Below are 22,460 nucleotides of genomic sequence, written 5' to 3'. Positions count from 1 at the left end.
CGAGCCCGCGGCGTCGTCGTCAGGTCCGAACGGGCTGCGCGCCCTGGACACCCGAGAAACGCGGCCCCTGGGGAATCCGCCCGGTGCGGATCGCGGGCGGCGGCTCAGGCTGGGAGCACGGGCCACGGCACGTGACGGGAGACGTCCGTGAGGTTGAAGTCCTGTTGCGTGAACAGGTCGTCCAGTTGGTATTCGTCCACCGCCTCGATCACGAGTCGGTGGCCCTGACCCGCGTACGGTCCGCGCAGCACGTGGGAGTAGACGCAGACGCCGGTCGCGGTGTCCACCGCGATCCGCGTGGGACCCGGGGCGAGCGGGTGGTTCGCGGTCACGGGCCGGTAGCGCACGGTGGGCTCCACGGTCGCGCACCACACCCGGCGTTTGGCGAAGGCCCCGGCCACCACGGAGGACAACTGCGAGGGGCGCTGCTCTGGTAGGTAGGGCGGGGTGGGCGCGGGGCCCACGCATTCCACGGGGTCCAGGATCGCCTGCCAGCGCCCGCCCCCGAAGATCGGGTCCCCGTAGGCGGCCTCGGGGCGGCGGACCACGAGGCCGTCGTCGTCATAGACCGGTGAGACGAGCGCGGGAGGCAGCAACCAGGAGCGGGACGTGTCCGTGACGTAGAAGTCGTCCCGGGAGCGTTCGAGGGACGTACTCGCGTACAGCACGTCGCCCTGCAGTGTCTCCACGCGCACATCGGAGGGCCGGCGCAGCCACACGCGCACGGGGCGGGCGGCGCTGTCCGGATCCTCGCTCACCCAGTACAGCGTGAACCGCACCGTGTCCCAGCGCCACGGGGAGGACCGGCACAGCGCGGCGAAGGACTCCTCGGACACGGTCGATCGGGCGGACCTGTTCTGCCAGGGAGCGATCATGGGCCCAGTCTACGAACCCGTTATCCACACTGCTCGCAATCCGTGACCCGCACCACAGCGGGGTGCCTAGGATGAGTTCATGCTTCAGCCCGACACTACGGGCATCGGCGGGTTCGTGGGGGCGCACCTGCAGGAAGCCACGGTCGGCGCACAGCTGGCCGCGGTGGCATGCGCCCTGGCCGTCATGGTGCTCGCATGCACAGGAGTGTGGCTCGCCGCCACCGACATCCGATACCGCCGCCTGCCGGGGCGGGTGGTGCGCCCGCTGTATCCCGTGACCGCCCTCCTGTTGGGCGCCTCCGCCGTCCTCGCCCACGACACCGTGCGCCTGTGGTGGATGCTGTGGGGTCTGCTCATCATGAAGGGACTCTTCCTGGCCCTGCGGTTGATCAACCCCGCTGGCATGGGAATGGGGGACGTGCGGCTCGCGGGGGTCCTGGGGCTACTCACGGGATTCTCGTCCGTGACCCATACGGTGCTCGCGCTCGCGGCCACGTTCGTGCTGGCCGGGCTGTTCTGCGCCGTACTGCTGATCCTGCGCCGCGCCCGGGCGAGCAGTCGCATCCCCCTGGGGCCGTTCATGATCGTGGGAAGCTTGGGTGTCGTGGCGTTCCTGTGAACGCCGCCCGCGCAGTCGTACCCACCCAGGAGGAGACACCCGTGCCCGTTCCCGAGTTCATCGCCCACCTGCGCCTCAAGATCGATCACGACCTGTTGTGGTTGCCCGGGTGCACCGCCGTGGTCCTGCATGAGGGCCGGGTGCTGCTGGGGCAGCGCGCGGACAACGGGAACTGGGGACTGATCACCGGGATCGTGGAACCGGGGGAGGACCCCGGGGTCGCCGCGCGCCGCGAGTGCCTCGAGGAGACCGGTGTGGAGGTCACGGTGGACGACCTCGTGCGGGTCAAGGCCGGGGACGTCGTCGAATTCCCCAACGGGGACCGCTGCCAGTTCCTGGACCACACCTTCCTGTGCAGTTACGTCTCCGGCGAGGCGCGGGTGGCGGACGACGAGTCCCTCCAGGTGGGGTGGTACCCGGTGGACGAGCTGCCTCCCATGCCGGAGCACCAGGCGGAGCGCCTGCGGGCCGCGCTGGCGTTCACGGGCCGCACGGAATTCGAGTGCTGAGGCTGCACACTCCGCTCGGAGGTGCTCTGATGAGCACGAGATGTTTCTCATCTGATATTTTGGGCACGTGGGGTGGGTCACATCAGCCACTCCCGGGTCTCTGATGGGAGCAGCCATGCAGCAGGACACATCCGCCCAGGACGCCGTGACACTTTCCCAGGCCGTGCTGGGTGAGCTGGACATCCCGGTTCCCGGCTACGACCGTTCCCAGGTCTCGGTCGGGATCGTGCATTTCGGCGTGGGGGGCTTCCATCGCGCGCACCAGGCCATGTACGCGGACCGCCTCATGAACGAGGGCAAGGACCTGGACTGGGGCATCTGCGGCATGGGTGTGCTCCCCGGGGACGCCGCGATGAAGCAGGTCATGGCGGAGCAGGATCACCTCTACACGCTCGTGCTCAAGCACCCGGACGGGACCCTGGAACCGCGGGTCATCGGATCCATCGTGGACTACGTGTTCGCGCCGGCCGAGGCCGAGCAGGCCATGGCGCGGCTCACCGATCCCGCCACGCGCATCGTCTCGCTGACCATCACCGAGGGCGGGTACAACTTCAGCCAGGCCACGGGTGAGTTCGACGCCCAGAACCCGGCGGTGGCCCACGACCTCGAGCAGGCACGGGTCGCCACGCAGGGTGGAGAGGCCGAACCCCCGGCCACGGTCTTCGGACTCGTGGTCGAAGCACTGGCCCGACGGCGCGCCGCGGGTACCCGCCCGTTCACCGTCATGTCCTGCGACAACATCCAGGGCAACGGGGACATGGCCCGCCGCCAGTTCACGGCCTACGCCCGATTGCGTGATCCCGAACTCGCGGAGTGGATCGAGCAGGAGGTGCCGTTCCCCAATTCCATGGTGGACCGGATCACGCCCGTGACCACGGACGAGGACCGCCTCATGGTCGCCGAACGGTTCGGGGTCCGGGACGCGTGGCCCGTGGTCGCGGAACCGTTCGCCCAGTGGGCGCTCGAGGACGCGTTCACCGACGGGCGCCCCGCGTTCGAGGAGGTCGGCGTACAGGTGGTCCCGGACGTGGAGCCGTACGAACTCATGAAGCTGCGCCTGCTCAATGTGAGTCACCAGGCCCTGTGTTACCCCGGATTCCTGGCCGGGTACGAGTACGCGCACGAGGTGTGCCAGGACCCCACGTTCGTCTCCTACCTGCTCGCGTACATGAACCGTGAGGCCACTCCCACGCTGCGACCGGTGGACGGTGTGGACCTGGACGCCTACAAGCACCAGCTGATCGAGCGCTTCGCCAATCCGCACGTGCGGGACACCCTCGCGAGGTTGTGCGCGGAATCCTCCGACCGGATCCCCAAGTGGCTGGTCCCGGTGATCAAGGACAACCTGGCCCACGGTCGCCCGGTCGAGCTCGGTGCCACGATCGTGGCCTCCTGGGCGCGCTACGCGGAGGGCACGGACGAGCACGGAGCACCCATCACCGTGGTGGACGGTCGGAAGGAACGTGTCATGGCGGCCGCGGCCCGGCAGTCCGAGGACGAGCTCGCGTTCGTGCGGGACACGGACCTGTTCGGGGATCTCGCGGACCACGAGGAATTCACCCGGCCCTACCTCGAGGCGCTGCGCAGCTTCCACGAGCGCGGGGCGCGCGCGACGATCGAGGACGCCGTCGCCCGGTTCGCGCGGTAGCCGGAGGACGTGCGAGACCGGTACGGCCTCACGGGTCGGCCCCGGTACCGGCATCGCGCCAGGGCACATGGGGGTGCGCCGGGGTGCCGGCCCGCCGTCTCAGTCCGTCGGTTCCGGCCGCTGCTCCGTGGGGTCCGCCGCGAGCTCGGTCTCGAGGTTCGCGCGAGCGTCCCCGTACCGCTGCCGGAACCGCTGCGCACCGGTGTCGGAGGAGGGGTGCAACCGCCGCCCCACCGAACGCTCCCACTCCGGGAAGGACCCGGTAGCGACCCACGCTGCTTGCCGCGCGGCACCCAGCGCCACGTACTCGCCCGTGTCCGGCACGTCCAACGGCATCCCGAGGGTGTCCGGCAGGACGCTGCACAGCGCCTCGGACTTGGCGCCCCCACCGATCAGCAGGACCCGCTCGACCGCGACGTCCAGCCCGCGCAGCACGCTCAGGCAGTCCGCGAGTGAATTGGCCACGGACAGCACGGCGGCGCGCGCGAGGTTCTCCCGCGTGAGGGACGCGCGCGTCATCCCGTCCAGCCGACCGGTGGCCTTGGGCAGGTTGGGCGTGCGCTCGCCGTCGAAATACGGCAGCAATGTGAGGCCGCCGGCGTCCGACGCGCCGGACGTGGCCAGGCGCGTGAACTCGTCGAGCCCCACGCCCAGCAGCTCCGCCGTGGAGGTCATGACGCGCGCGGCGTTGATCGTGCACAGCAGCGGGAGGAACCGGCCCGTGGCATCCGCGAAGCCCGCCGTCACCCCGCTCGGGTCCCGTGGAGGTTCGGCACTGCACGCGAACACCGTGCCCGAGGTCCCCACGGAGATCGTGACCTCGCCCTCGCCCAGGCCCAGTCCCAGCGCGGCCGCGGCGTTGTCCCCGGCGCCGGGGCCCACGACGACGCCGCTGCCGCAGCCCCACTCCTCACCCAGCGTTCCCGCGGCCTCGCCCGCCGCCAGGACGCGGGGCAGCTGGGGAACGGCCCCGAAGTACTCCTGGAGCAGTTCGGGGCGGTACTGGTCGTGCGCGGCGTCGAAGTACCCCGTGCCGGAGGCGTCCGAGCGATCGGTGACGAACTCACCGCACAGCTGCAGGGTCAACCAGTCGTGGGGGAGCATGACGCGCTCCACCCGTGAGGCGGCCCCGGGGTCGTTCTCCCGCAACCACGCGAGCTTGGACAGCGTCATGGAGGGGACGGGCGCCATGTCCACGCGCTCCATCCACCACTCGGTCCCGTGCTCGGCGAGCATGCGCGCGGCCTGGGCTGCGCTACGGACGTCGTTCCACAGCAGCGCATCGTGGACGGGCTCACCGTGGCGGTCCACGGCGACCATGCCGTGCTGTTGACCGGCCACCGCCACGCCCACCACGTCACCGCGATCCGGGACCCCGGCGTCCCGCCAGGCGGTGCGCAGCGCGGCCAACCATGCCGCGGGGTCCACGCTGGTCCCGTCCGGGTGCGGGGCACTCGCCTGGGCGAGTGTCCGCCCGGTGCGCTCGTCCACCACCACGACCTTGCAGGACTGCGTGGAGGAATCGATGCCAACGACCGTGGTCATGGGGTCCTTTCCGTGGGAACGGGCTGGGTATGGGTGCGGCCGGGTGTCACTCGCCATTGGCCGGATTGGCACGGGGGAGTAGGCCCTCGAGGGCGTCGCGCAGGGCGGCGTCGCACACGAGGTGGTCCACGAGACCGCCCCGGACGGCTGCCAGCACCGCGGGTGCGCGTTCCGCACCCGAGGCCACGGCCACCTTGCGGCGGGCGGCGCGCAGCTGCGCCACGCTCGCGGCGACGATCATCCCGCTCACGGGGGTGTCCAGTTCGTGGCCCTCGGCGTCCAGCAGGTGCCCGGAGACCTCGGCGACGGTGCCCGCGCGCTGGGCGGCGCGAGCGACGTCGTCCGCGATCCGGGGCCACACCGTGGAGGTGTCGGGCGTCCACCCGCCCACGGCCAGCACGGCGACGTCGAGGGAATCTGCGCGCCGTAGCGTCAGTTCAATCTCGCGGGACTTCTTGAGCGAATCGGCCTGTTCCACCACGAGCGGTGCCCATAGCGGCCAGACCGAGCGACAGTGCAGGGACGCGAGCAGCCGTGGCGACTCCGCCGCGCGGTCGTCGGTGCTGAGGGCTCCCGCGAGTTGGATGACGTCGTTGTGCGGCAGCGCGGGTAGGTCATGGACCACGAGCTGCAGGGTACGGGACCACGAGATCCCCAGGACGTCGTCGTCGTGCAGCACGCGCGTGATCTCCCGGGCCACGGCCTTGGCCAGCGCCTCCCGGTCCGCGGGCCACTGCGCGGAACCCACCGTGACGAGGCGTTGCAGCCCCGCGGCGCGCGCAAGGCCCTCGTCCGAGTTCTCGAGCGGGACCGCGATCTCGATCCGGACGATCCCCGTGTCCTGTGCCTCCTGCAGCAGCGCGGCCACCTGGAAGCGAGAGAGCCCGGACTTCTTGCCGAGCGCGATCTTGGACGTGCCCTCCACGAAGTACTCGTGGGCCAGGTGCGCGAGCAGACGCTGGCGCTGGCCCGGGTCAGTGGGGGGCCAGGGGGCCGTGGTTGGCATATCTCACCGCATCCGGGGTCATCATTCGTGCCCGAGGGCCTTGCTCATCTGAGTCTATATGACTAGCATCACATCACACTTGAGGAATGCGGTGATCTCAGATGAGATTCTGGGGCTCGACCAGTGATTCCTCCCGCGCATCACGTGCCCCGAGGACAAGGAAGATCATGAGTCGACGATTCACGGACCCACCCTGCGCCTCCGGCCATCCGCCCCGGCGAGGGCGGCATGGGACGCGCTGTTCGGCGTGGTGGCCCGCGGCCGCCGTCGCGGTGCTCACGGGCTTCACGCTCACGGGATGTGCCGCCGCCGCGGACGACACCACGGACCAGATCGTCGTGGCGATCGTGTCCAACCCCCAGATGCAGGACGCCATGCAGCTGCAGGACGAGTTCCGCAAGGAGCACCCCGGGGTGGACGTGAAATTCGTGTCCCTTCCGGAGAACGAGGCGCGGGCCAAGATCACCGCGTCCGTGGCCACGGGCGGCGGTGAGTTCGACGTGGTGATGATCTCCAACTACGAAACCCCCATCTGGGCCGAGAACGGGTGGATCGAGGACCTCCAGCCCTACATCGACCGCACCGAGGGCTACGACGACAAGGACTTCATCGGCTCCATCCGCACCGCCCTGAGCAAGGACGGGGACATGTACTCGGTCCCGTTCTACGGCGAGTCCTCGTTCCTGGTCTACAACAAGGAACTCTTCGAGAAGGCCGGGGTGACCATGCCCGAGAAGCCCACGTGGCCCCAGGTCGCCGAACTCGCTGCCAAGCTGGACGATCCGGCGAACGGTGTCTCGGGGATCTGCTTGCGCGGTCTGGCCGGCTGGGGTGAGGTCATGGCACCGCTGAGCACGGTCATGAACACCTACGGCGGTGGCTGGTTCGACGAGAACTGGAACCCCACCCTCACGTCCCCCGAGACCAAGGAAGCGGTCACCGAGTACGTGGACCTCGTGCGCACGCACGGTCAACCCGGTGCCGCGACGTCCGGGTACGGGGACTGCATCACCCGCTACAGCCAGGGCAACGCGGCCATGTGGTACGACGCGACCGCCATGGTCTCGGCGATCGAGGACCCGGCGTCCTCCACCGTGGCCCACAAGAACGGGTACGCACCCGCGCCCGTGATGAACACGGAAGCCGCGGGGTGGTTGTATAGCTGGTCGCTCGCGATCCCCACCACGTCCGAGCACAAGGACGCCGCATGGGACTTCGTGAGTTGGGTGACCGACAAGGAGTACATCAAGACCGTGGGTGAACGGTTCGGGTGGGAACGGGTTCCCCCGGGCTCGCGCTACTCCACGTACGAGATCCCCGAGTACCGCAAGATTTCCCAGGCCTACGCCCAGCCGACCCTACGCGCCATGGACGGGGCGTCCCAGAAGACCTCCATGACGCACCCCGTCCCGTACGAGGGACTGCAGTTCGTGTCCATCCCCGAGTTCCAGGACCTGGGAACCCGGGTGGGACAGCAGATGTCGGCCGCGATCGCGGGGAGCACCTCGGTGGACGAGGCCCTGCAGCAGTCCCAGGAGTACGCGCAGCAAGTGGCCCGTACCTACCAGCGTGAAGAAGGGCAGTGACCATGTCGTCCTCCTCGACCTCCACCCGCGTGCGCGCCCTGGCCGGCCCGCACGGTGCCGGCCGTTCGCCGGCCACCGGTGACGAGCGCCGTCGTCACGACGCGTGGTCCCGCAGGCTCCCGCTGCTGCCCGCGCTGATCTTCACGATCATCGCGACCCAGATCCCGTTCCTGATCACCATCTGGTACTCGCTGCGCTCGTGGAACCTGCTGAACCCCGCCTCGGACGTGTTCGTGGGCCTGGCCAACTACGCGGCGATCTTCACGGACAGCACCTTCCGCCAGGTGGCGCTGAACTCGGTGATCTACACCCTGGGCTGCGTCCTGGCCGCCATGGTGCTGGGCACCGTCTTCGCCCTGCTCCTGGACCGGAAGTTCCGGGGTCGGGGCATCGTACGGACCCTGTTGATCACCCCGTTCCTGATCATGCCGGTGGCCTCCGCGACCCTGTGGGGCGTGTCCATGTTCAACCCCACGTTCGGGCTGGTGAACTGGCTGCTGGGGCTCGTGGGCATCCCGGCGATCGACTGGACCTCGTCCTACCCGGTGCTGTCCATCCTGATCGCGCTCGTGTGGCAATGGACGCCGTTCATGATGCTCCTCATCCTGGCGGGCCTGCAGTCCCAGCCCCGTGACGTCCTGGAAGCTGCCCAGATGGACGGCGCCACCCGGTGGCAGACGTTCGTGCACATCACCCTGCCGCACCTGCGCCGCTACATCGAACTGTCCGTCCTGCTGGGCGCGATCTACGTGGTCAACACGTTTGACCAGATCTACCTCATGACCGCCGGTGGTCCGGGCACGAGCAGCGCGAACCTGCCCTACTACATCTACCAGCGCGCGTTCCTGGGCTTCGACATCGGCCAGGCGGCGGCCATGGGTGTGGTCGTGGTCATCGCCACCATCATCATCGCCAACTTCGCCCTGCGTCTGATCTTCAAGGGCTTCATGAGCACGGAGCAGAACTGATGAGCACCAGCACCGCAGCGTCCCCGGCCGGGACCCCCGCCGCCGCCCAGACCACCGCGCCGTCCCGCGCGCCGCGCCGTTCCCGCAGGAACTCCTCCGGGGCGGGCTCCGCGGCCCTGACCCTGTTCACATGGCTCGTCGCCATCGGGTTCTTCATGCCCGTCCTGTGGCTCGTCCTGACGTCCTTCAAGCAGGAGGCCGACGCCGCGTCCGACCCTCCCACGTTCTTCTTCGATCCCACGCTGGACCAGTACAAGGCGGTCTTCGAGGCCGGAGCGGGCGGGTACTTCTGGAACTCCGCGGTGGCGACCGTGGTCTCCACGCTGCTGGTGATCCTGTTGGCCGTTCCCGCGGCCTACGCGGTGAGCATCCGCCCCGTGGAGAAGACCCGGGACGTGCTGTTCTTCTTCATCTCCACCAAGATGCTGCCGGTGGTGGCCGTGATCATGCCCATCTACGTGGTCGCGGGCAAGCTCAAGGTGCTCGACAACGTGTGGACGCTCGTGTTCCTCTACACCGCCATGAACCTCCCGTTGGCGGTGTGGATGATGCGCTCGTTCTTCCAGGAGGTCCCGCGCGAGGTCCTCGAGGCCGCCCAGATGGACGGTGCCTCGCTGATGACCACCATGCGCTCGATCCTGATCCCCATGGTCACCCCTGGCATCGCCTCGACCGCGCTGATCTGCGTGATCTTCGCGTGGAACGAGTTCTTCTTCGCGCTGAACCTCACCGCCGCCGAGGCCGCGACCGCACCCATCATGCTCGTGTCCACCATGACGAGCGAGGGCCTCTATCTCGCCCGGCTCTCCGCCGCGAGCGTGCTGGCGTCCCTGCCCGTGGTGGTGGCCGGGTGGGTCGCCCAGAAGCAGCTGGTTCGCGGTCTGTCGATGGGCGCCATCAAGTAGTCGACGGCGCTCGGGCTCAGGGCGTGACGATCGCCTTGAGGGCCCCCGGAGAGGTCCCCGCGGTCAAGGCCGCGGGGACCTCGTCCAATGTGTGCCGGGAGGTCACGAGGGCGTCCAGGTTCACGTCCCCGGAGGCCGCCAGGGCGATCGCGGTGGGCCACGTGTTGGCGTAGCGGAAGATGCCCGTGAGCTGTAGTTCCCGTTCCTGTAGGAGCGGAACGGGAACGGACAGGGTGTCCGAGCCCATGCCCACGAGCACGATCCTGCCGCGTGGGGCCACGCGGCGCATGCCCGCGAGGATCGCGGCCTCCGCACCGCTCGCATCCACCAGGGCGGTGTACCCGGAACCGGGGAACGGGCCCGAGTCCGGGGGAGCGGACGCGACCGCGAAGGTGTCGGTGGCGCCGTAGGCCTCCGCGACCCGCAACCGGTCCTCCCGAGTGTCAGTGACCACCACGGCCACGGCCCCGGCCAGCCGGGCACACCGTGCCACGAGCAGACCCACGGGGCCCGCGCCGCTGACCAGGACGCGGTCGCCCAGCGTCACGTTCGCGGCGCGCACCGCGCTCACGGCCACGGACAGCGGCTCCAGGAGGGCGGCGGCGTCGTCGGACACGGAATCCGGGACGGGGTGCGCGAAGGTCGCCGGGTGGACGGCGTACTCGCTGAACACACCGTCCACGGGGGGAGTCGCGAAGAAGCGCACCGCGGGATCCAGGTTGTAATGCCCGCCCAGCGTCTCGGGGGAGAAGGCCGAGGGGACGCCGGGTTCCAAGGACACGCGCTGGCCCGGGTGTCGATCCGTGACCTCGGAACCCACGGCCACCACCGTGCCGGACGGTTCGTGGCCCAGCACGAGCGGTTGCTTGACCACGAAGCTACCGATCCGCCCGTGCTCGAAGTAGTGGGTGTCCGATCCGCACACGCCCACGGACGCGATCCGTACCAGCACGTCGTGCGGTCCGGGGCGCGGGACGGGTCGGCGCTCCACGTGGATCTCGCCCGGGGCGCTCAGGACGCTCACGCGCATCTCGGTGGGGATCTGGAAGGAGGTGTCGCTCACGGTGTCGTTCTCCTCGTCGGTTCGGAAGGGGTCCGGGCACCGACGGCTGAGCGGAGCCCGCGGCGTGGGATCAGTCGGGCAGTCGTAGGCCCGTGGTGGTGTCGAACAGGTGGGCGCGCTCGGGATCGGGGGCCACCCACACGGTGGTCTCCACGCGCGGTGGCTGCCGACCGTCCACGCGGATCACGAGTGGGCTCGCATCCGCCTCGGTGTTCAGGCCGGTGTTGGGAACGGTGTCCTCGTCCTCGCCGTGGGACGTGGCCACGGGGGTCACGTGCTGGGCGGTGCGCTGGTCCAGGTGGCCATATACGTACGCGTCCGCGCCGAGCTCCTCGACGACGTCCGCGACCACGGCCAGTCCGTGACCCTCGGAGGAGATCACGAGGTCCTCGGGGCGCACCCCCACGGTGACCTCGGGACCCGTGAGCGCCTCCCGCGCGGCCGGACTCAACTGCCAGGACAGCGTTCCGAGTTCCACGGTGTGCTGGGGGCTCACGGTGGCGCGGAACAGGTTCATGGCGGGCGAGCCGATGAACCCGGCGACGAACTCGTTGGCCGGGCGGTCGTAGAGTTCCCGCGGGGTGTCGACCTGCATGAGGCGGCCGTCCTTGAGCACCGCGACCCGGTCACCCATGGTCATGGCCTCGGTCTGGTCGTGGGTCACGTACACCGTGGTCACGCCCAGCCGGCGGGTCAGGGACGCGATCTGGGTGCGGGTCTGGACACGCAGCTTGGCGTCCAGGTTGGACAGCGGCTCGTCCATCAGGAACACCTGGGGCGAGCGTACGATCGCACGGCCCATGGCCACGCGTTGCCGCTGGCCACCGGACAGGGCCTTGGGTTTGCGCTCCAGGTAGTCGGTGAGGTCCAGGATCCTGGCCGCCTCCTCGATGCGCTGATTGCGCTCGGACTCGGGAACCTTGGCAATCTTCAGGGCGAATCCCATGTTGTCCCGCACGCTCATGTGCGGGTAGAGCGCGTAGTTCTGGAACACCATGGCGATGTCCCGGTCGCGGGAGGCCACGTGGGTGACGTCCTCACCCCCGATTCGGATGGCGCCGTCACTGACGTCCTCGAGGCCCGCGAGCATGCGCAGGGTTGTGGACTTGCCGCAACCCGAGGGTCCCACGAGGACCAGGAACTCCCCGTCGGCGATTTTCAGACTGAGATCGCTGACGGAGGGGCGTTCGGCGCCCGGGTAATGACAGGTGACGTGTTCGTACTGCACGCTCGACATGGCGATCCTCTTTCCCGGCAGGCACGTGCCGGACGATCCGTGGGAGAAAAGGGGCACAAAAGTGAAGTGCTTCACTCTCAAATGTGAGCATATCCGTCGCGTGTGATTCACACCACCCCGCTGGTTCACGACCCGGATATGGCGAAGGCCCCGGGTAACCAGGGGTCCCCGGGGCCTTCGGGACGCACGGGCCGAGCGGCGTCGTCGCCCGGGCCGAAGAGCGGGTCAGGCCTCCGACCCGGAGCGTGGGTCAGTTGCGCGGGACTGCCGCGCCGGTCAGCCGCGCGGGATGTTGCGCAGGTTGGAGCGGGCCATGGAGACGGCCTCACCGACGCCGCGGTTGAGCACGATGCGGGACATCGCTGTGGCGAAGCCGAAGACCTGGTCCTTCTTGATCTCCGGGGGGATGGACAGGGCGTTGGGGTCGGTGATGACCTCCACCACGGACGGGCCCTGGTGGGCAAGTGCGGTGGTGAACGCGGACTCGAGGTCCTTGGGCTTCTCCACCCGGATGCCCTGCATGCCCATGGCGGTTGCGATCTGCGCATAGTTCGCCTGGGGCACGTCCACGCCGAAGTCCGGTAGCCCGTCCACGAGCATCTCCAGCTTGACCATGCCCAGCGTGGAGTTGTTGAACACCACCACGGTCACGGGCAGGTTGTAGGTCGCCAGCGTCAGCAGCTCGCCCATGAGCATGGAAAGCCCGCCGTCGCCCGACATCGAGATGACCTGGCGTCCCGGATGGGCCAGCTGTGCGCCGATCGCCTGCGGCAGGGCGTTGGCCATGGACCCGTGCAGGTAGGAGCCCAGGATGCGACGAGTGCCGAGCGGGTTGATGTAGCGGGCGCTCCACACGTTGCACATACCGGTGTCCGCGGTGAACACGGCGTCCTCGGCGGCCACCTGGTCCAGGATGGACGCGGCGTACTCGGGGTGGATAGGCGCGATCTTCTCGACCTTGCGGGTGTACGCACCCACGGCCTTGTTCATGAGCTTGTCGTGCTTGGCCAGGGTCTTGTCCAGGAACGAGCGGTCGGACTTGACCGTGAGCTCGGGCAGCAGCTTGAGGATCGTGGATTTCACGTCACCGTGCACGGGGATGTCCACGCCGGTCCGGCGCCCGATCACGGTGGGATCGGTGTCCACCTGGATGGTGGTGACGTCCGGGAGGAACTGGTCGTACGGGAAGTCCGTGCCGAGCATGACCATCACGTCCGCGTCGTGCAGCCCCTCCGCCGCGGCGCCGTAGCCCAGCAGCCCGGTCATGCCCACGTCGAACGGGTTGTCGTACTGGATCTGGTCCTTGCCGCGCAGCGAGTGGCCCACGGGCGCCTTGAGGGTGTCCGCGAGGGCAATCACCTCGTCGTGGGCGCCGGCCACGCCGATGCCCGCGAAGATCGCGACCTTCTTGGCCGAGTTCAGGGCCTGGGCCATGCGCTCGACCGTCTCGTCTGAGGGGACCACGGCGCTCGGTGCCGGCACGGCGAACGGGCGGGCTTCCACAGCGGCGTCCGAGTCCGCGAGATCGCCCGGCAGCGTGACCACGGAGACGCCCGGGCTGGTGACGGCGAACTGGATCGCGGAGCTCACCACGGCGGGGCACTGCTGCGGGGTGCTCACCAGCTCCGAGTACACGGAGCACTCGGTGAAGATCCGGTCCGGGTGGGTCTCCTGGAAGTACTCGGAGCCGATGTACTGCGAGGGGATGTGGGAGGCGATCGCCAGCACGGGCGCACCGGAGCGGTTGGCGTCGTAGAGCCCGTTGATCAGGTGCAGGTTGCCCGGCCCGCAGGAGCCCGCACACACGGCGAGCTTGCCAGTCAGCTGAGCCTCGGCGCTCGCTGCGAACGCACCGGCCTCCTCGTGGCGCACGTGCACCCAGTCGATCCCACCCTTGGCGGAGCCGCCGGTGCGGCGCACGGCGTCCACGATGGGGTTCAGACTGTCGCCCACCACGCCGTAGATCCGTTCCACACCTGCTTCCACTAGCTGCTGGACGATCTGCTCTGCAAGTTTCACACTGTCTCCTCGGGGGAACGGCCCGCCGCGGGAGCACCCGGGCTGGCATCACGAATGTCTCTGCCACCCAGGATAGTCCCGGATCCTTGCGGTCAAAGAGATCTGTGGGCAACGGAACACCGGTGCGTGCGGCGTCCCACGAGGGCCCCGCGGCCGCTCGGTCCCGCGCCGCCGCGCGATCGCCCCGCACATGACATGATGGAGCCCGTGAGCATTCGCACACTTACCCCGTCCGATCGTGAGCCCACCGTGTCCCATGCGGGGACCACGGCGCCGCAGTTCCACGTGCATCTGAGCGGCCGCGGGAACGCGGGAGCGCCTCGGGCTATGTCGCGCATCAGCGGGGCGGTGGGGGAACACCCGGGTGCGGGTGCTCGAACCGTGGCACGGGCGCAGCGTTCCTGCGCCGTGGCCGGCGCCACCGGGGTCTCCCGGTGCGCGGCCTCCTCACCCCGGAAGGCGTGACCTTCCGTAGGACCTCCCCGACCGCTCGGCGGTCAGGAGGTCCCCGCCGCGACGAAGAACTCGGCCACCCGGTGAACGGGTGGCCGAGTTCTGCCGTTGACGGGGTGCCGCGAGCACGCCCCTGTTTCCCGGGGCGCTCACCGGGGGCCGGTGAGCGCCCTACGGGACGAGCGGATCAGTGCTTGCCGGTCATCGTGGTGACGTCCAGGGCCTTGTCCAGCTGCTCCTCGGTGAGCTTCTCGCCGTCCACGTAGCCGAGCTCGATGGTGGCCTCGCGCACGGTGACCTTGTTGGCCACGGCGTACTTGGCGATCTTCGCGGCGGCTTCGTAGCCGATGGCCTTGTTCAGCGGGGTCACGATCGAAGGGGAGGCCTCGGCCAGGAAGCGGCAGCGATCCTCGTTGGCCTGCAGCCCGTCCACCATCTTCTCCGCGGCCACGCGGGAGGAGTTGGCGAGCAGACGGATGGACTCGAGCAGGTTCGCGGCCATCACGGGGATGCCCACGTTCAGCTCGAACGCGCCGTTGGTGGAGGACAGCGCCACGGTAGTGTCGTTGCCGATCACCTGGGCGGCCACCTGGATGGTTGCTTCGCAGATCACGGGGTTGACCTTGCCCGGCATGATTGAGGATCCCGGCTGCAGGTCGGGGATGTGCAGCTCGCCCAGGCCCGTGTTCGGCCCGGAACCCATCCAGCGGATGTCGTTCATGATCTTCATGTACGAGTACGCGATGTTGCGCAGCTGTCCTGAGGCCTCCACCAGCCCGTCGCGGTTGGCCTGCGCCTCGAAGTGGTTGCGGGCCTCCGTGAGGGGCAGGCCGGTCTCCTCGGAGAGCAGCTCGATCACACGCGCGGAGAAGCCGTCCGGGGTGTTGATCCCGGTACCCACGGCCGTGCCGCCCAGCGGCACCTCGGCCACGCGCGGCAGGGACGCGTCGATGCGCTCGATGCCGTAGCGCACCTGGGCGGCCCAGCCGCCGAACTCCTGACCCAGGGTCACGGGGGTCGCGTCCATGAGGTGCGTGCGCCCGGACTTCACGACGTCCTTGAACTCCGAGGCCTTCTTCTCCAGGGAGATCGCGAGCACGTCCATGGCCGGCTTGAGGTCGTTGATCAGCGCGTTGGTCACGGCCACGTGCACCGAGGTGGGGAACACGTCGTTGGAGGACTGGGATGCGTTGACGTGGTCGTTGGGGTGGACCTCCACGCCCTCGGACTCGAGGGAGCGCGTGGCCAGGGTCGCGAGCACCTCGTTGGTGTTCATGTTGGAGGAGGTCCCCGAGCCGGTCTGGAAGACGTCGATCGGGAAGTGCTCGTCGTACTGGCCAGAGGCCACGGCGTCCGCGGCGTCGCGGATGGCCTGGGCGCGCTGGGCGTCGAGGACACCCAGTTCCTCGTTGGCCGTGGCGGCGGCCTTCTTCACCTGCGCGAGCGCCTTGATGTGCTCGCGTTCCAGGGTGGTGCCGGAGATCGGGAAGTTCTCCACGGCGCGCTGGGTCTGGGCTCGGTAGAGCGCGTTCTTGGGGACGCGGACCTCACCCATGGTGTCGTGTTCGATGCGGTACTCGGTGTTTTCTGCCATGGCCCACAGTTTAGGCCCACGGCCCCGTCGTCAGCCGTCGCGGTCGCCGTACTACCGCGGTGCGGAGGACGACGACGCCGGGTGCCCGGGAGCGCGCGGCGTCATCGTCATTCAGCAGGGCATGGGAGGTGAGATCCGGGAGGGGGACTCACGCGTCCCGGAACGCCGGGTCGTTGCTGTAGACGAGGTCCGCCTGGCCGTCCGAGAGGTGGTAGAACACGCCGATCACGGCGGCTTCGCCCCGGGAGACCGCGCCGGAGATCGCCGCGGACTGGTCGAGCATGCGCGCCGCGGTCTGCTTGGTATGCTCCACGACCATGTCCTGTAGGTCCGTGTGGCCCTGCCTCCGGGCCTCGAGCACCGACGGCGTGATGCGCTCCACGAGGTCCCGCTGGAAACCGCGGGGCAGTTCCCCGGATTCCACGGAGGCCTTGGTCGCGGTCACGGCGCCGCACGAGTCGTGGCCGAGCACCATGATCAGCGGCGTGCCGAGGACCTCGATCGCGTACTCGAGCGTGCCCAGGACGGCGTTGTCGATCACCTGGCCCGCGGTGCGGATCACGAAGGCGTCGCCGAGCCCGAGATCGAAGATGATCTCCGCGGCCAGGCGGGAGTCGGAGCACCCGAAGATCACCGCGAACGGCTTCTGGGACTGCGCGAGGTCCTTGCGGCGCTGGGCGTCCTGGTGGGGGTGCAGGGTGTCACCCGAGATGAACCGGGCGTTGCCCTCCCGCAGTTTCCGCCAGGCCCCCAACGGGGTGCGGGGTGTGTTCTCCACGGCAGACGGCTGAGTGCTCACGCTGATCTCCAAATCTCGAAGGCACGACGGCTGGGCCGGGTCGGCTCGCTCGGGTCCTAGACTAGCCCCGGTTCCGGGACCTCGGTTCGACGACGTCGCTGCGCCCGGTCCCGCTGCCCGGCGTCACTGCCCGGACACGGCCCCCGCGACGTGCTCGAACTCGGCGCTCGGGGCCTGGCCGCTGAGCACCACCGTGGAGTCCTTGAGCTCACCGACCCACGCGGTGAACTCGTCCTGCTTGCCCGACGCGTCACGGTGATGGATCTGCCATGTGATCCCATTGACCGTGCGCTCGTCCGTGGGCGGGATCAGCTGGGTGCGCTGCGCGAGCCACGTGGGATTGGATCGGGCGGTCTGCGCCATGTCCACCAGGTGGTAACCGGGGGAGAGGAAACCCACGTTCCACAGGGGGACGCCGTCCTGGGACTGCGCCTCCCAGCGCGCGTAGTTGGCGCTCCACCCGTCCCCCAACGCCGGGGCCGCGGGGGTGAACGGGGCCTGGTCACCCGCATAGCGCGCCTCCTCGCTCACGTCCACGTGTGCTCGGTAGGGCTGGGCATCGGGCTTGGGCTGCAACCACAAAAACGGCAACAACAGGAGAATGAGCACGAGCATGGAGATGACCATGCCGCGGATGGGTGCGTTGATCCGCGAGGCCTGCTTGCGGGTGAGCTGCGGGACCGGCGCCTGACCCGCGTCCGGGGTGGCGGCGTCGTCGGCCGCGGCGGAGGCGCTCGCCGAGGGAGCTTCCGCCGAAGCCCCGTCCGAGGAGGTGCGCTCCGAGCGAGTGCTGCCCGAGGCGGGACCGTCCGCGGTGGAGTCGCTCGGACCGGGTACGGCGGAGGCGGGCGCGGCGTGCGCGTCGCGGGGATCGGGGGAGGACCCGGCACCGGGACCGGAAGCGGAAGAACTCACGGACCCATTGTGCCGTGCTCCCGGGGACCGGCCCAATCCTGGGAACCCGAGGATATGCTGGACGTACGTGTCATGGTGGTGCCGCCGGGGCCCGGCTGGCGGCCACCGGGGCGACCCGAAACTCGAATGTGAGGAACAACGTGGCAGAAGCGACCCAGCAGAGCAGAGCGGGCAATGTGGCGGACCGGAATTTGGCCTTGGAACTGGTGCGGGTCACGGAGGCCGCCGCGATCGCGGGTGGCCACTGGGTGGGCGCCGGTGACAAGAACAGCGCGGACGGCGCGGCCGTGGACGCCATGCGTTCGTTCCTCTCCACCGTGGACTTCAACGGCACCGTGGTGATCGGTGAAGGCGAGAAGGACGAGGCCCCCATGCTGTTCAACGGCGAACAGGTGGGCGACGGCAAGGGCCCGGCTTCGGACGTCGCCGTGGACCCCATCGACGGCACCCGGCTCACGGCTCTCGGCATGAACAACGCGCTAGCCGTGATCGCCGTGGCGGACGGCGGCTCCATGTTCGACCCCTCCGCGGTGTTCTACATGGACAAGCTCGTGGTGGGCCCCGAGGCCGCCGATCTCGTGGACCTGCGCCTGCCCGTCAAGCAGAACGTGCACCTCGTGGCCAAGGCCAAGGGTGTCAAGGCCAACCAGGTCACCGTGTGCGTCCTGGACCGCCCCCGCCACCAGGGCCTCGTGGACGAGATCCGCGCGACCGGTGCCCGCACCCGCATGATCCTCGACGGGGACGTCGCCGGGGCGATCGCCGCGTGCCGTGAGGGCACCGGCGTGGACATCATGATGGGCATCGGCGGCACGCCCGAGGGCATCGTGACCGCGTGCGCCGTCAAGGCCACCGGCGGTGTGATCCAGGGCCGGCTGGCCCCCACGGACGATGCCGAGCGGGAGAAGGCCGCCGCCGCAGGACTCGACGTGGATCGGATCCTCACCACGGACGAGCTCGTGACGTCCGACAACTGCTTCTTCGCCGCCACGGGCATCACCGACGGCGACCTGCTGCGCGGTGTGCGCTATCGCGGGCGCACCATCACCACCCAGTCCATCGTGATGCGTTCGCGTTCGGGCACGGTACGCATGGTCGAGGCCGAGCACCTGGCCAAGAAGTGGGAGAAGTACGAGCGCAACCAGGGCTGATCCCCGACACTCTCTACACACCGCGCGCGTGTTCACCCCGGTCGGGGAGGGCACGCGCGCGGTGTGTGCCCGGCTATGCTGGAACGCGTTGTGGGCCTGAGGAGAGGAAACCCCGTGGCGCTGAGCGTGACCCCCTGCGGAAATCGGAAGACCTGGGACGCCCGGGTCCGTGTCACGGGCGGACACCCCGAACTGCTGTGGGGCATCGGTGACGCCGAGGCCCTGACCGCGCAGGACGCCAGGGTCGAACGCGTGGCCGTGGATCGGGGTCAGCAGACCGTGGGCTACAGCCAGTTGGTGATCCTGCGGGAGGACCTGCACACGGTCGTGGACGCCCGGTCCCTGCACGTCAAGGATCCGCGCCACCTCACGGAGGTCCTGGCCGCGTTGCAGGACCACGCCCGCACGGCACACGAGGCCGCCGTGTTACGGGTGAGCCCGGACACCGACGCCACCCCCGAACTCACCGAGCTGCTCACCGGCGCGGGCTACCGCCGCGCGGACAAGCCCCGCAAGGGGGAGGCCGGACCGCGTCACCTCGTGGTGCGACTGGGCGAGACCGAGGGTGAGCTGTCCAAGCGGTTGTCGGACGACACGCTGCAGCGCTGCCGCGCCGGGCTGCGTGATTCCGGCGTGCGGGTGCGCCGGGTGCGCGCCTCGGACCGCGATCTTTCCAACGTGGGTCTGCGCAGTGAGTACATCCGTGAACTGTTACGCGCCGTGGGGGAGAACTCCGTGTTTCTCGTGGCCACCGAGCACCTCGAGGACGGGACGGAGACCGCCCTGGGGTACCTGTGGTTCGTGCACACCGGGGAATCCGCCATGATCTACCGGCTGGGTTTCACCGATCGCGCCCGCCAGCTGGGCGTGGACGACGCCCTCCTGCTCACGGGCCTGGTCCAACTGCAGCAGCGCCAGGTGCACAAGGTCCTCGCGGGGGACCCCGACCGGCCCTCGCAACCCATGGTGTTGCGCGAGCTCGCGACCGAGGAGCACGAGGCCCCCGGCACGTGGGAGTACCCGCTGCTCGGCGAGTTCCAGGTGGCCGGCCGTGTGGAGAAGACCCGGCGCCGGTTCCTGGGCAGACGCTCGAAGAACGCGGCCCCCGACGACCTGTTGCCGGAGCAGCCCGCGGTCCGCGACGACGCCGCACCCGAGCCGACGACGTCGGCCGCGGCCCCCCACCACGTGCCCCAGCCGACACGCGCCGGGAACGCGACTGCCGGGTCCGCGGCTTTCGAGGGCTCGCCCGTCGAGCCATCCGACAGTCTTACCGCAGCGCGTTCCCGTGAGGACGACGCCGCACCGTCCTCCCGGACGAGCCCCGGGGTGGACGCCGATCCGGATCTGGTGCGCTCCGCGGATCAGCTCCCGGGCGGTACATCGAAGGACTCCGGGGCGGCCCGTTCACCACGCTTGGCGCGGGGCGGCAAGATCACGGGCATGCTTCCGGGCCCGCTGGCCCGCCGCAAGCGGACCGCGCAGCCCACCGGCACACCGGTCACCGGAACCCCGAGCACGGACGGGGACACGCAGAGCGCTTCGCGGCGTCAGAGCGCGGCCGCCGGACTGCTGCGTCGCGCCGTCGAGGAGGGCCGGGCGGCGGTCCGCGACGCCGCCCGCTGGTGAACGGGTCCTGACCTGCGGCGCACGCCGTGGACGGTGTGGGCGACTCGCGCGAGCCGAGGCGCGCGGCGCGAAGAGGGCCGTGCCTGGCCGCACGGCGCGGTGGGGACGAGACTTGCCCGTGTGGGAGACGAGCCCCGCCCGCCCGGGACGAACTCTGCCGGCGCGGGGTGGGACTACTTGCGGCCCGAGACCACGTTCGCGGCGCGCGCGACCAGCGACCGCGGGAGCACACCCGTGAGCGCGTCCATGAGGTAGTAGGCGCGCGGGAACACGAGCCGGGACCGCTTCTTGTCGAGTGCCGAGAGCGTCGCGGCCACGAGGTCGTCCGGATTCGCGGAACGGCCCAGCTCGATGGCCTGCGCATTGGCGACCGTGAAGAACTGGGTGTCCACGGGACCGGGGTTAACGCTCAACACGTGTACGCCGTGCTTGCGGGCCTCCACACCCACGGCGAGGCTGAAGCGGTCCACGAACGCCTTGGACGCGCTATACGTGGCCATGGACGGCAGGGGCTGGAAGCCCGCCACGGACGCGATGTTCACGATCGCGCCGTGCCCCGCGGCGGTCATGGCACCCAGAGCGGTGTGGGTCAGCGTCATGAGGGCCCGGACATTGACCGTGAGCTCCTCGATCTCGTGGTCCAGGTCCAGGTGCGCGAACTCGCCGTGACTGCCGAAGCCCGCGTTGTTGATCAGCAGGTCCACGGGGTTGCGTTCCAGCACGTCCAGGATGGTGTCGATCCCCTCGGTGGTCCCGAGGTCCGCCACGACGATCTGCGCGGTGCCGCCCGTGACGGTCTGGGACAGTTCCGTGAGCTTCTCGGTGCTGCGGCCCGTGAGGATCAGGCCGTAGCCGCGCTCGTGCAGGGCATGGGTGAAGGAACGTCCGATGCCACCGGTGGCACCCGTGATCAGGGCTGTGCGAGTCATGCGCCCACCCTACGCTCGCGCAGGGTGCGCAGTTTGCCCCTGGCTGCCCCGAGGGTCTCACGGCCCGCACGCACCGCACCGTAGGCAGTGTAGCCCGCGCGGGAGACCGGCAGGTCCCACGTCCCCGGGTAGGACACGGGCTCGCCGCCGAAGGACTTCTTGAAGGACGTGAAGCCGTACCACTCGTGTTCGGGCCCCGCGCCCTCGGGAGCGGTGCCGAAGAGGTCGAACCACGTGAGCCCCTTCTCCTTGGCGTCCATGATCATGGTCACCACGAGCGGGATCCCCGCCGAAAGCTTCCGGTGGGTCTGGTCCGTGGCCGCGTGCGCGTAGGTGCGGGTGTCCTCGGAGTCGTACACGAGCGAGGCCGCGATCGGCTCACCGTCCAACTTGGCGAGATAGAGGCTCGCGGCACCCGCGGGCATGAGCGATTCCGCGACGGCCCGCAGGTAGTCGTCATGCTGCCGATTGAAGTTGCGCCGCTTGGCGGTCGCGTCCAGGAAGGTCAGCAGGTACCGCACGTCCGCGGGATCCTCGGAGCGCTCGATGCTCACGCCCTTCTTGTGGATGTTGCGGTAGAGATTGCGGTTGGTGGACTTCATGTCCTTGAGCAGGTCCTTGGCGTCCTTGCGCAGGTCGATCAGCTGGGTGTGTCCCGGTTGCACCTGTCGCGGCGCGAGCTTCATGCCTCGCCGCTTGAGCGATGCCTCCGGGGTCTCCAGACCGTCCACCGGGTGACCGTTGATCGGCTCCACGCGCACGAACCAGCACCGGTGCGCCTCGGCCTGCGCCGTGAGGTCCGCCAGAGCGGCGTCGAACGTCTGCGGGGAGTCCGCTTCGGGGCCGTACGGGCAGTACAGGTACCGTCCGGTGCGCCCGCCCTCGACGGTCGCGAGGTACCGCCAGCCCGGCCCATTCGCCTGGATCACGCGGTGTCCGATGCTTTGCTGAAACCGTGCCCATTCGGGGGACTGCAGGATGTTCGCCACGCCCCCAATTGTACCGAGTGC

General features: G+C 69.5%; 19 protein-coding genes. 8 read left to right on the top strand and 11 right to left on the bottom strand.

The genetic code is table 11. The features are described from left to right. Positions 1-104: 104 nt before the first annotated feature. On the bottom strand, positions 105-875 hold the full coding sequence (locus tag ACW9PK_RS02370) for a hypothetical protein (RefSeq protein ID WP_144998729.1): 771 nt from the start codon (positions 873-875) through the stop codon (positions 105-107). A gap of 79 nt (positions 876-954) precedes the next feature. On the opposite strand from ACW9PK_RS02370, the gene ACW9PK_RS02365 reads away from it, so the two are divergent. The 3 genes from ACW9PK_RS02365 (at position 955) to ACW9PK_RS02355 (ending at position 3,651) form a co-directional block, all read left to right on the top strand. Then, on the top strand, positions 955-1,494 hold the full coding sequence (locus ACW9PK_RS02365; protein WP_457016370.1) for a prepilin peptidase: 540 nt from the start codon (positions 955-957) through the stop codon (positions 1,492-1,494). A 41-nt stretch (positions 1,495-1,535) separates the two neighbouring features. Next, a complete protein-coding gene (locus ACW9PK_RS02360) occupies positions 1,536-2,003 on the top strand; it encodes an NUDIX hydrolase (RefSeq protein WP_457016369.1) in 468 nt (155 codons plus the stop codon). A 115-nt stretch (positions 2,004-2,118) separates the two neighbouring features. Then, a complete protein-coding gene (locus ACW9PK_RS02355; RefSeq protein ID WP_457016368.1) occupies positions 2,119-3,651 on the top strand; it encodes a mannitol dehydrogenase family protein in 1,533 nt (510 codons plus the stop codon). 99 nt (positions 3,652-3,750) lie between these two features. Here the strand turns inward: ACW9PK_RS02355 and xylB are convergent, their stop codons facing one another. Both xylB and ACW9PK_RS02345 read right to left on the bottom strand, forming a co-directional pair. Further along, complete coding sequence (xylB, locus tag ACW9PK_RS02350) at positions 3,751-5,196, bottom strand: xylulokinase (RefSeq protein ID WP_457016367.1); 1,446 nt, start codon at positions 5,194-5,196, stop codon at positions 3,751-3,753. 46 nt (positions 5,197-5,242) lie between these two features. Beyond that, the gene (locus ACW9PK_RS02345) at positions 5,243-6,202 is read right to left on the bottom strand and encodes a sugar-binding transcriptional regulator (RefSeq protein ID WP_457016366.1); all 960 of its coding nucleotides are present in this window, start codon (positions 6,200-6,202) and stop codon (positions 5,243-5,245) included. A 167-nt stretch (positions 6,203-6,369) separates the two neighbouring features. Between ACW9PK_RS02345 and ACW9PK_RS02340 the strand changes: the two genes are divergently transcribed. The 3 genes from ACW9PK_RS02340 to ACW9PK_RS02330 are packed head-to-tail and all read left to right on the top strand — an operon-like array spanning position 6,370 to position 9,661. Then, complete coding sequence (locus ACW9PK_RS02340) at positions 6,370-7,788, top strand: ABC transporter substrate-binding protein (RefSeq protein ID WP_098055378.1); 1,419 nt, start codon at positions 6,370-6,372, stop codon at positions 7,786-7,788. Positions 7,789-7,790: 2 nt separating this feature from the next. Continuing rightward, on the top strand, positions 7,791-8,756 hold the full coding sequence (locus ACW9PK_RS02335) for a carbohydrate ABC transporter permease (protein WP_313362539.1): 966 nt from the start codon (positions 7,791-7,793) through the stop codon (positions 8,754-8,756). Next, the gene (locus tag ACW9PK_RS02330) at positions 8,756-9,661 is read left to right on the top strand and encodes a carbohydrate ABC transporter permease (RefSeq protein ID WP_457016365.1); all 906 of its coding nucleotides are present in this window, start codon (positions 8,756-8,758) and stop codon (positions 9,659-9,661) included. Before ACW9PK_RS02335 ends, ACW9PK_RS02330 begins: the two co-directional genes overlap by 1 nt. Before the next feature lie 16 nt (positions 9,662-9,677). Here ACW9PK_RS02330 and ACW9PK_RS02325 read toward each other — a convergent pair whose 3' ends face one another. The 6 genes from ACW9PK_RS02325 to ACW9PK_RS02300 all read right to left on the bottom strand — a co-directional run bounded on the left by ACW9PK_RS02325 (position 9,678) and on the right by ACW9PK_RS02300 (position 17,741). Beyond that, positions 9,678-10,724 (bottom strand): NAD(P)-dependent alcohol dehydrogenase, encoded by a 1,047-nt coding sequence (locus ACW9PK_RS02325; protein WP_457016364.1) that lies wholly within the window; start codon positions 10,722-10,724, stop codon positions 9,678-9,680. A gap of 70 nt (positions 10,725-10,794) precedes the next feature. After that, positions 10,795-11,961 (bottom strand): ABC transporter ATP-binding protein, encoded by a 1,167-nt coding sequence (locus tag ACW9PK_RS02320; protein ID WP_457016363.1) that lies wholly within the window; start codon positions 11,959-11,961, stop codon positions 10,795-10,797. A gap of 276 nt (positions 11,962-12,237) precedes the next feature. Beyond that, positions 12,238-13,980, bottom strand: coding sequence for a pyruvate dehydrogenase (locus tag ACW9PK_RS02315; RefSeq protein ID WP_457016362.1), 1,743 nt, complete (start codon positions 13,978-13,980; stop codon positions 12,238-12,240). Positions 13,981-14,620: 640 nt separating this feature from the next. Then, complete coding sequence (locus tag ACW9PK_RS02310) at positions 14,621-16,027, bottom strand: class II fumarate hydratase (protein ID WP_457016361.1); 1,407 nt, start codon at positions 16,025-16,027, stop codon at positions 14,621-14,623. 148 nt (positions 16,028-16,175) lie between these two features. After that, on the bottom strand, positions 16,176-16,826 hold the full coding sequence (locus ACW9PK_RS02305; RefSeq protein ID WP_084118074.1) for a carbonic anhydrase: 651 nt from the start codon (positions 16,824-16,826) through the stop codon (positions 16,176-16,178). Between the two features lie 123 nt (positions 16,827-16,949). After that, positions 16,950-17,741, bottom strand: a complete 792-nt coding sequence (locus tag ACW9PK_RS02300) for a DUF4245 domain-containing protein (RefSeq protein WP_457016360.1) — start codon at positions 17,739-17,741, stop codon at positions 16,950-16,952. A gap of 140 nt (positions 17,742-17,881) precedes the next feature. On the opposite strand from ACW9PK_RS02300, the gene glpX reads away from it, so the two are divergent. After that, a complete protein-coding gene (gene glpX, locus ACW9PK_RS02295) occupies positions 17,882-18,892 on the top strand; it encodes a class II fructose-bisphosphatase (RefSeq protein ID WP_064846181.1) in 1,011 nt (336 codons plus the stop codon). A 114-nt stretch (positions 18,893-19,006) separates the two neighbouring features. Further along, positions 19,007-20,521 (top strand): hypothetical protein, encoded by a 1,515-nt coding sequence (locus ACW9PK_RS02290; protein ID WP_457016359.1) that lies wholly within the window; start codon positions 19,007-19,009, stop codon positions 20,519-20,521. Between the two features lie 173 nt (positions 20,522-20,694). Here ACW9PK_RS02290 and ACW9PK_RS02285 read toward each other — a convergent pair whose 3' ends face one another. Both ACW9PK_RS02285 and ACW9PK_RS02280 read right to left on the bottom strand, forming a co-directional pair. Further along, complete coding sequence (locus tag ACW9PK_RS02285) at positions 20,695-21,450, bottom strand: SDR family NAD(P)-dependent oxidoreductase (RefSeq protein ID WP_457016358.1); 756 nt, start codon at positions 21,448-21,450, stop codon at positions 20,695-20,697. Beyond that, positions 21,447-22,439 carry a lipid II:glycine glycyltransferase FemX gene (locus tag ACW9PK_RS02280; protein ID WP_085106968.1) on the bottom strand — a complete coding sequence of 331 codons (993 nt, stop codon included), beginning with the start codon at positions 22,437-22,439 and terminating at the stop codon, positions 21,447-21,449. Before ACW9PK_RS02280 ends, ACW9PK_RS02285 begins: the two co-directional genes overlap by 4 nt. Positions 22,440-22,460: the final 21 nt, after the last annotated feature.

Source organism: Kocuria sp. MNB10, from assembly GCF_054073685.1.
The sequence above is the reverse complement of the archived record's forward strand: the minus strand, read 5'-3'. Positions and strand labels throughout refer to the sequence as shown.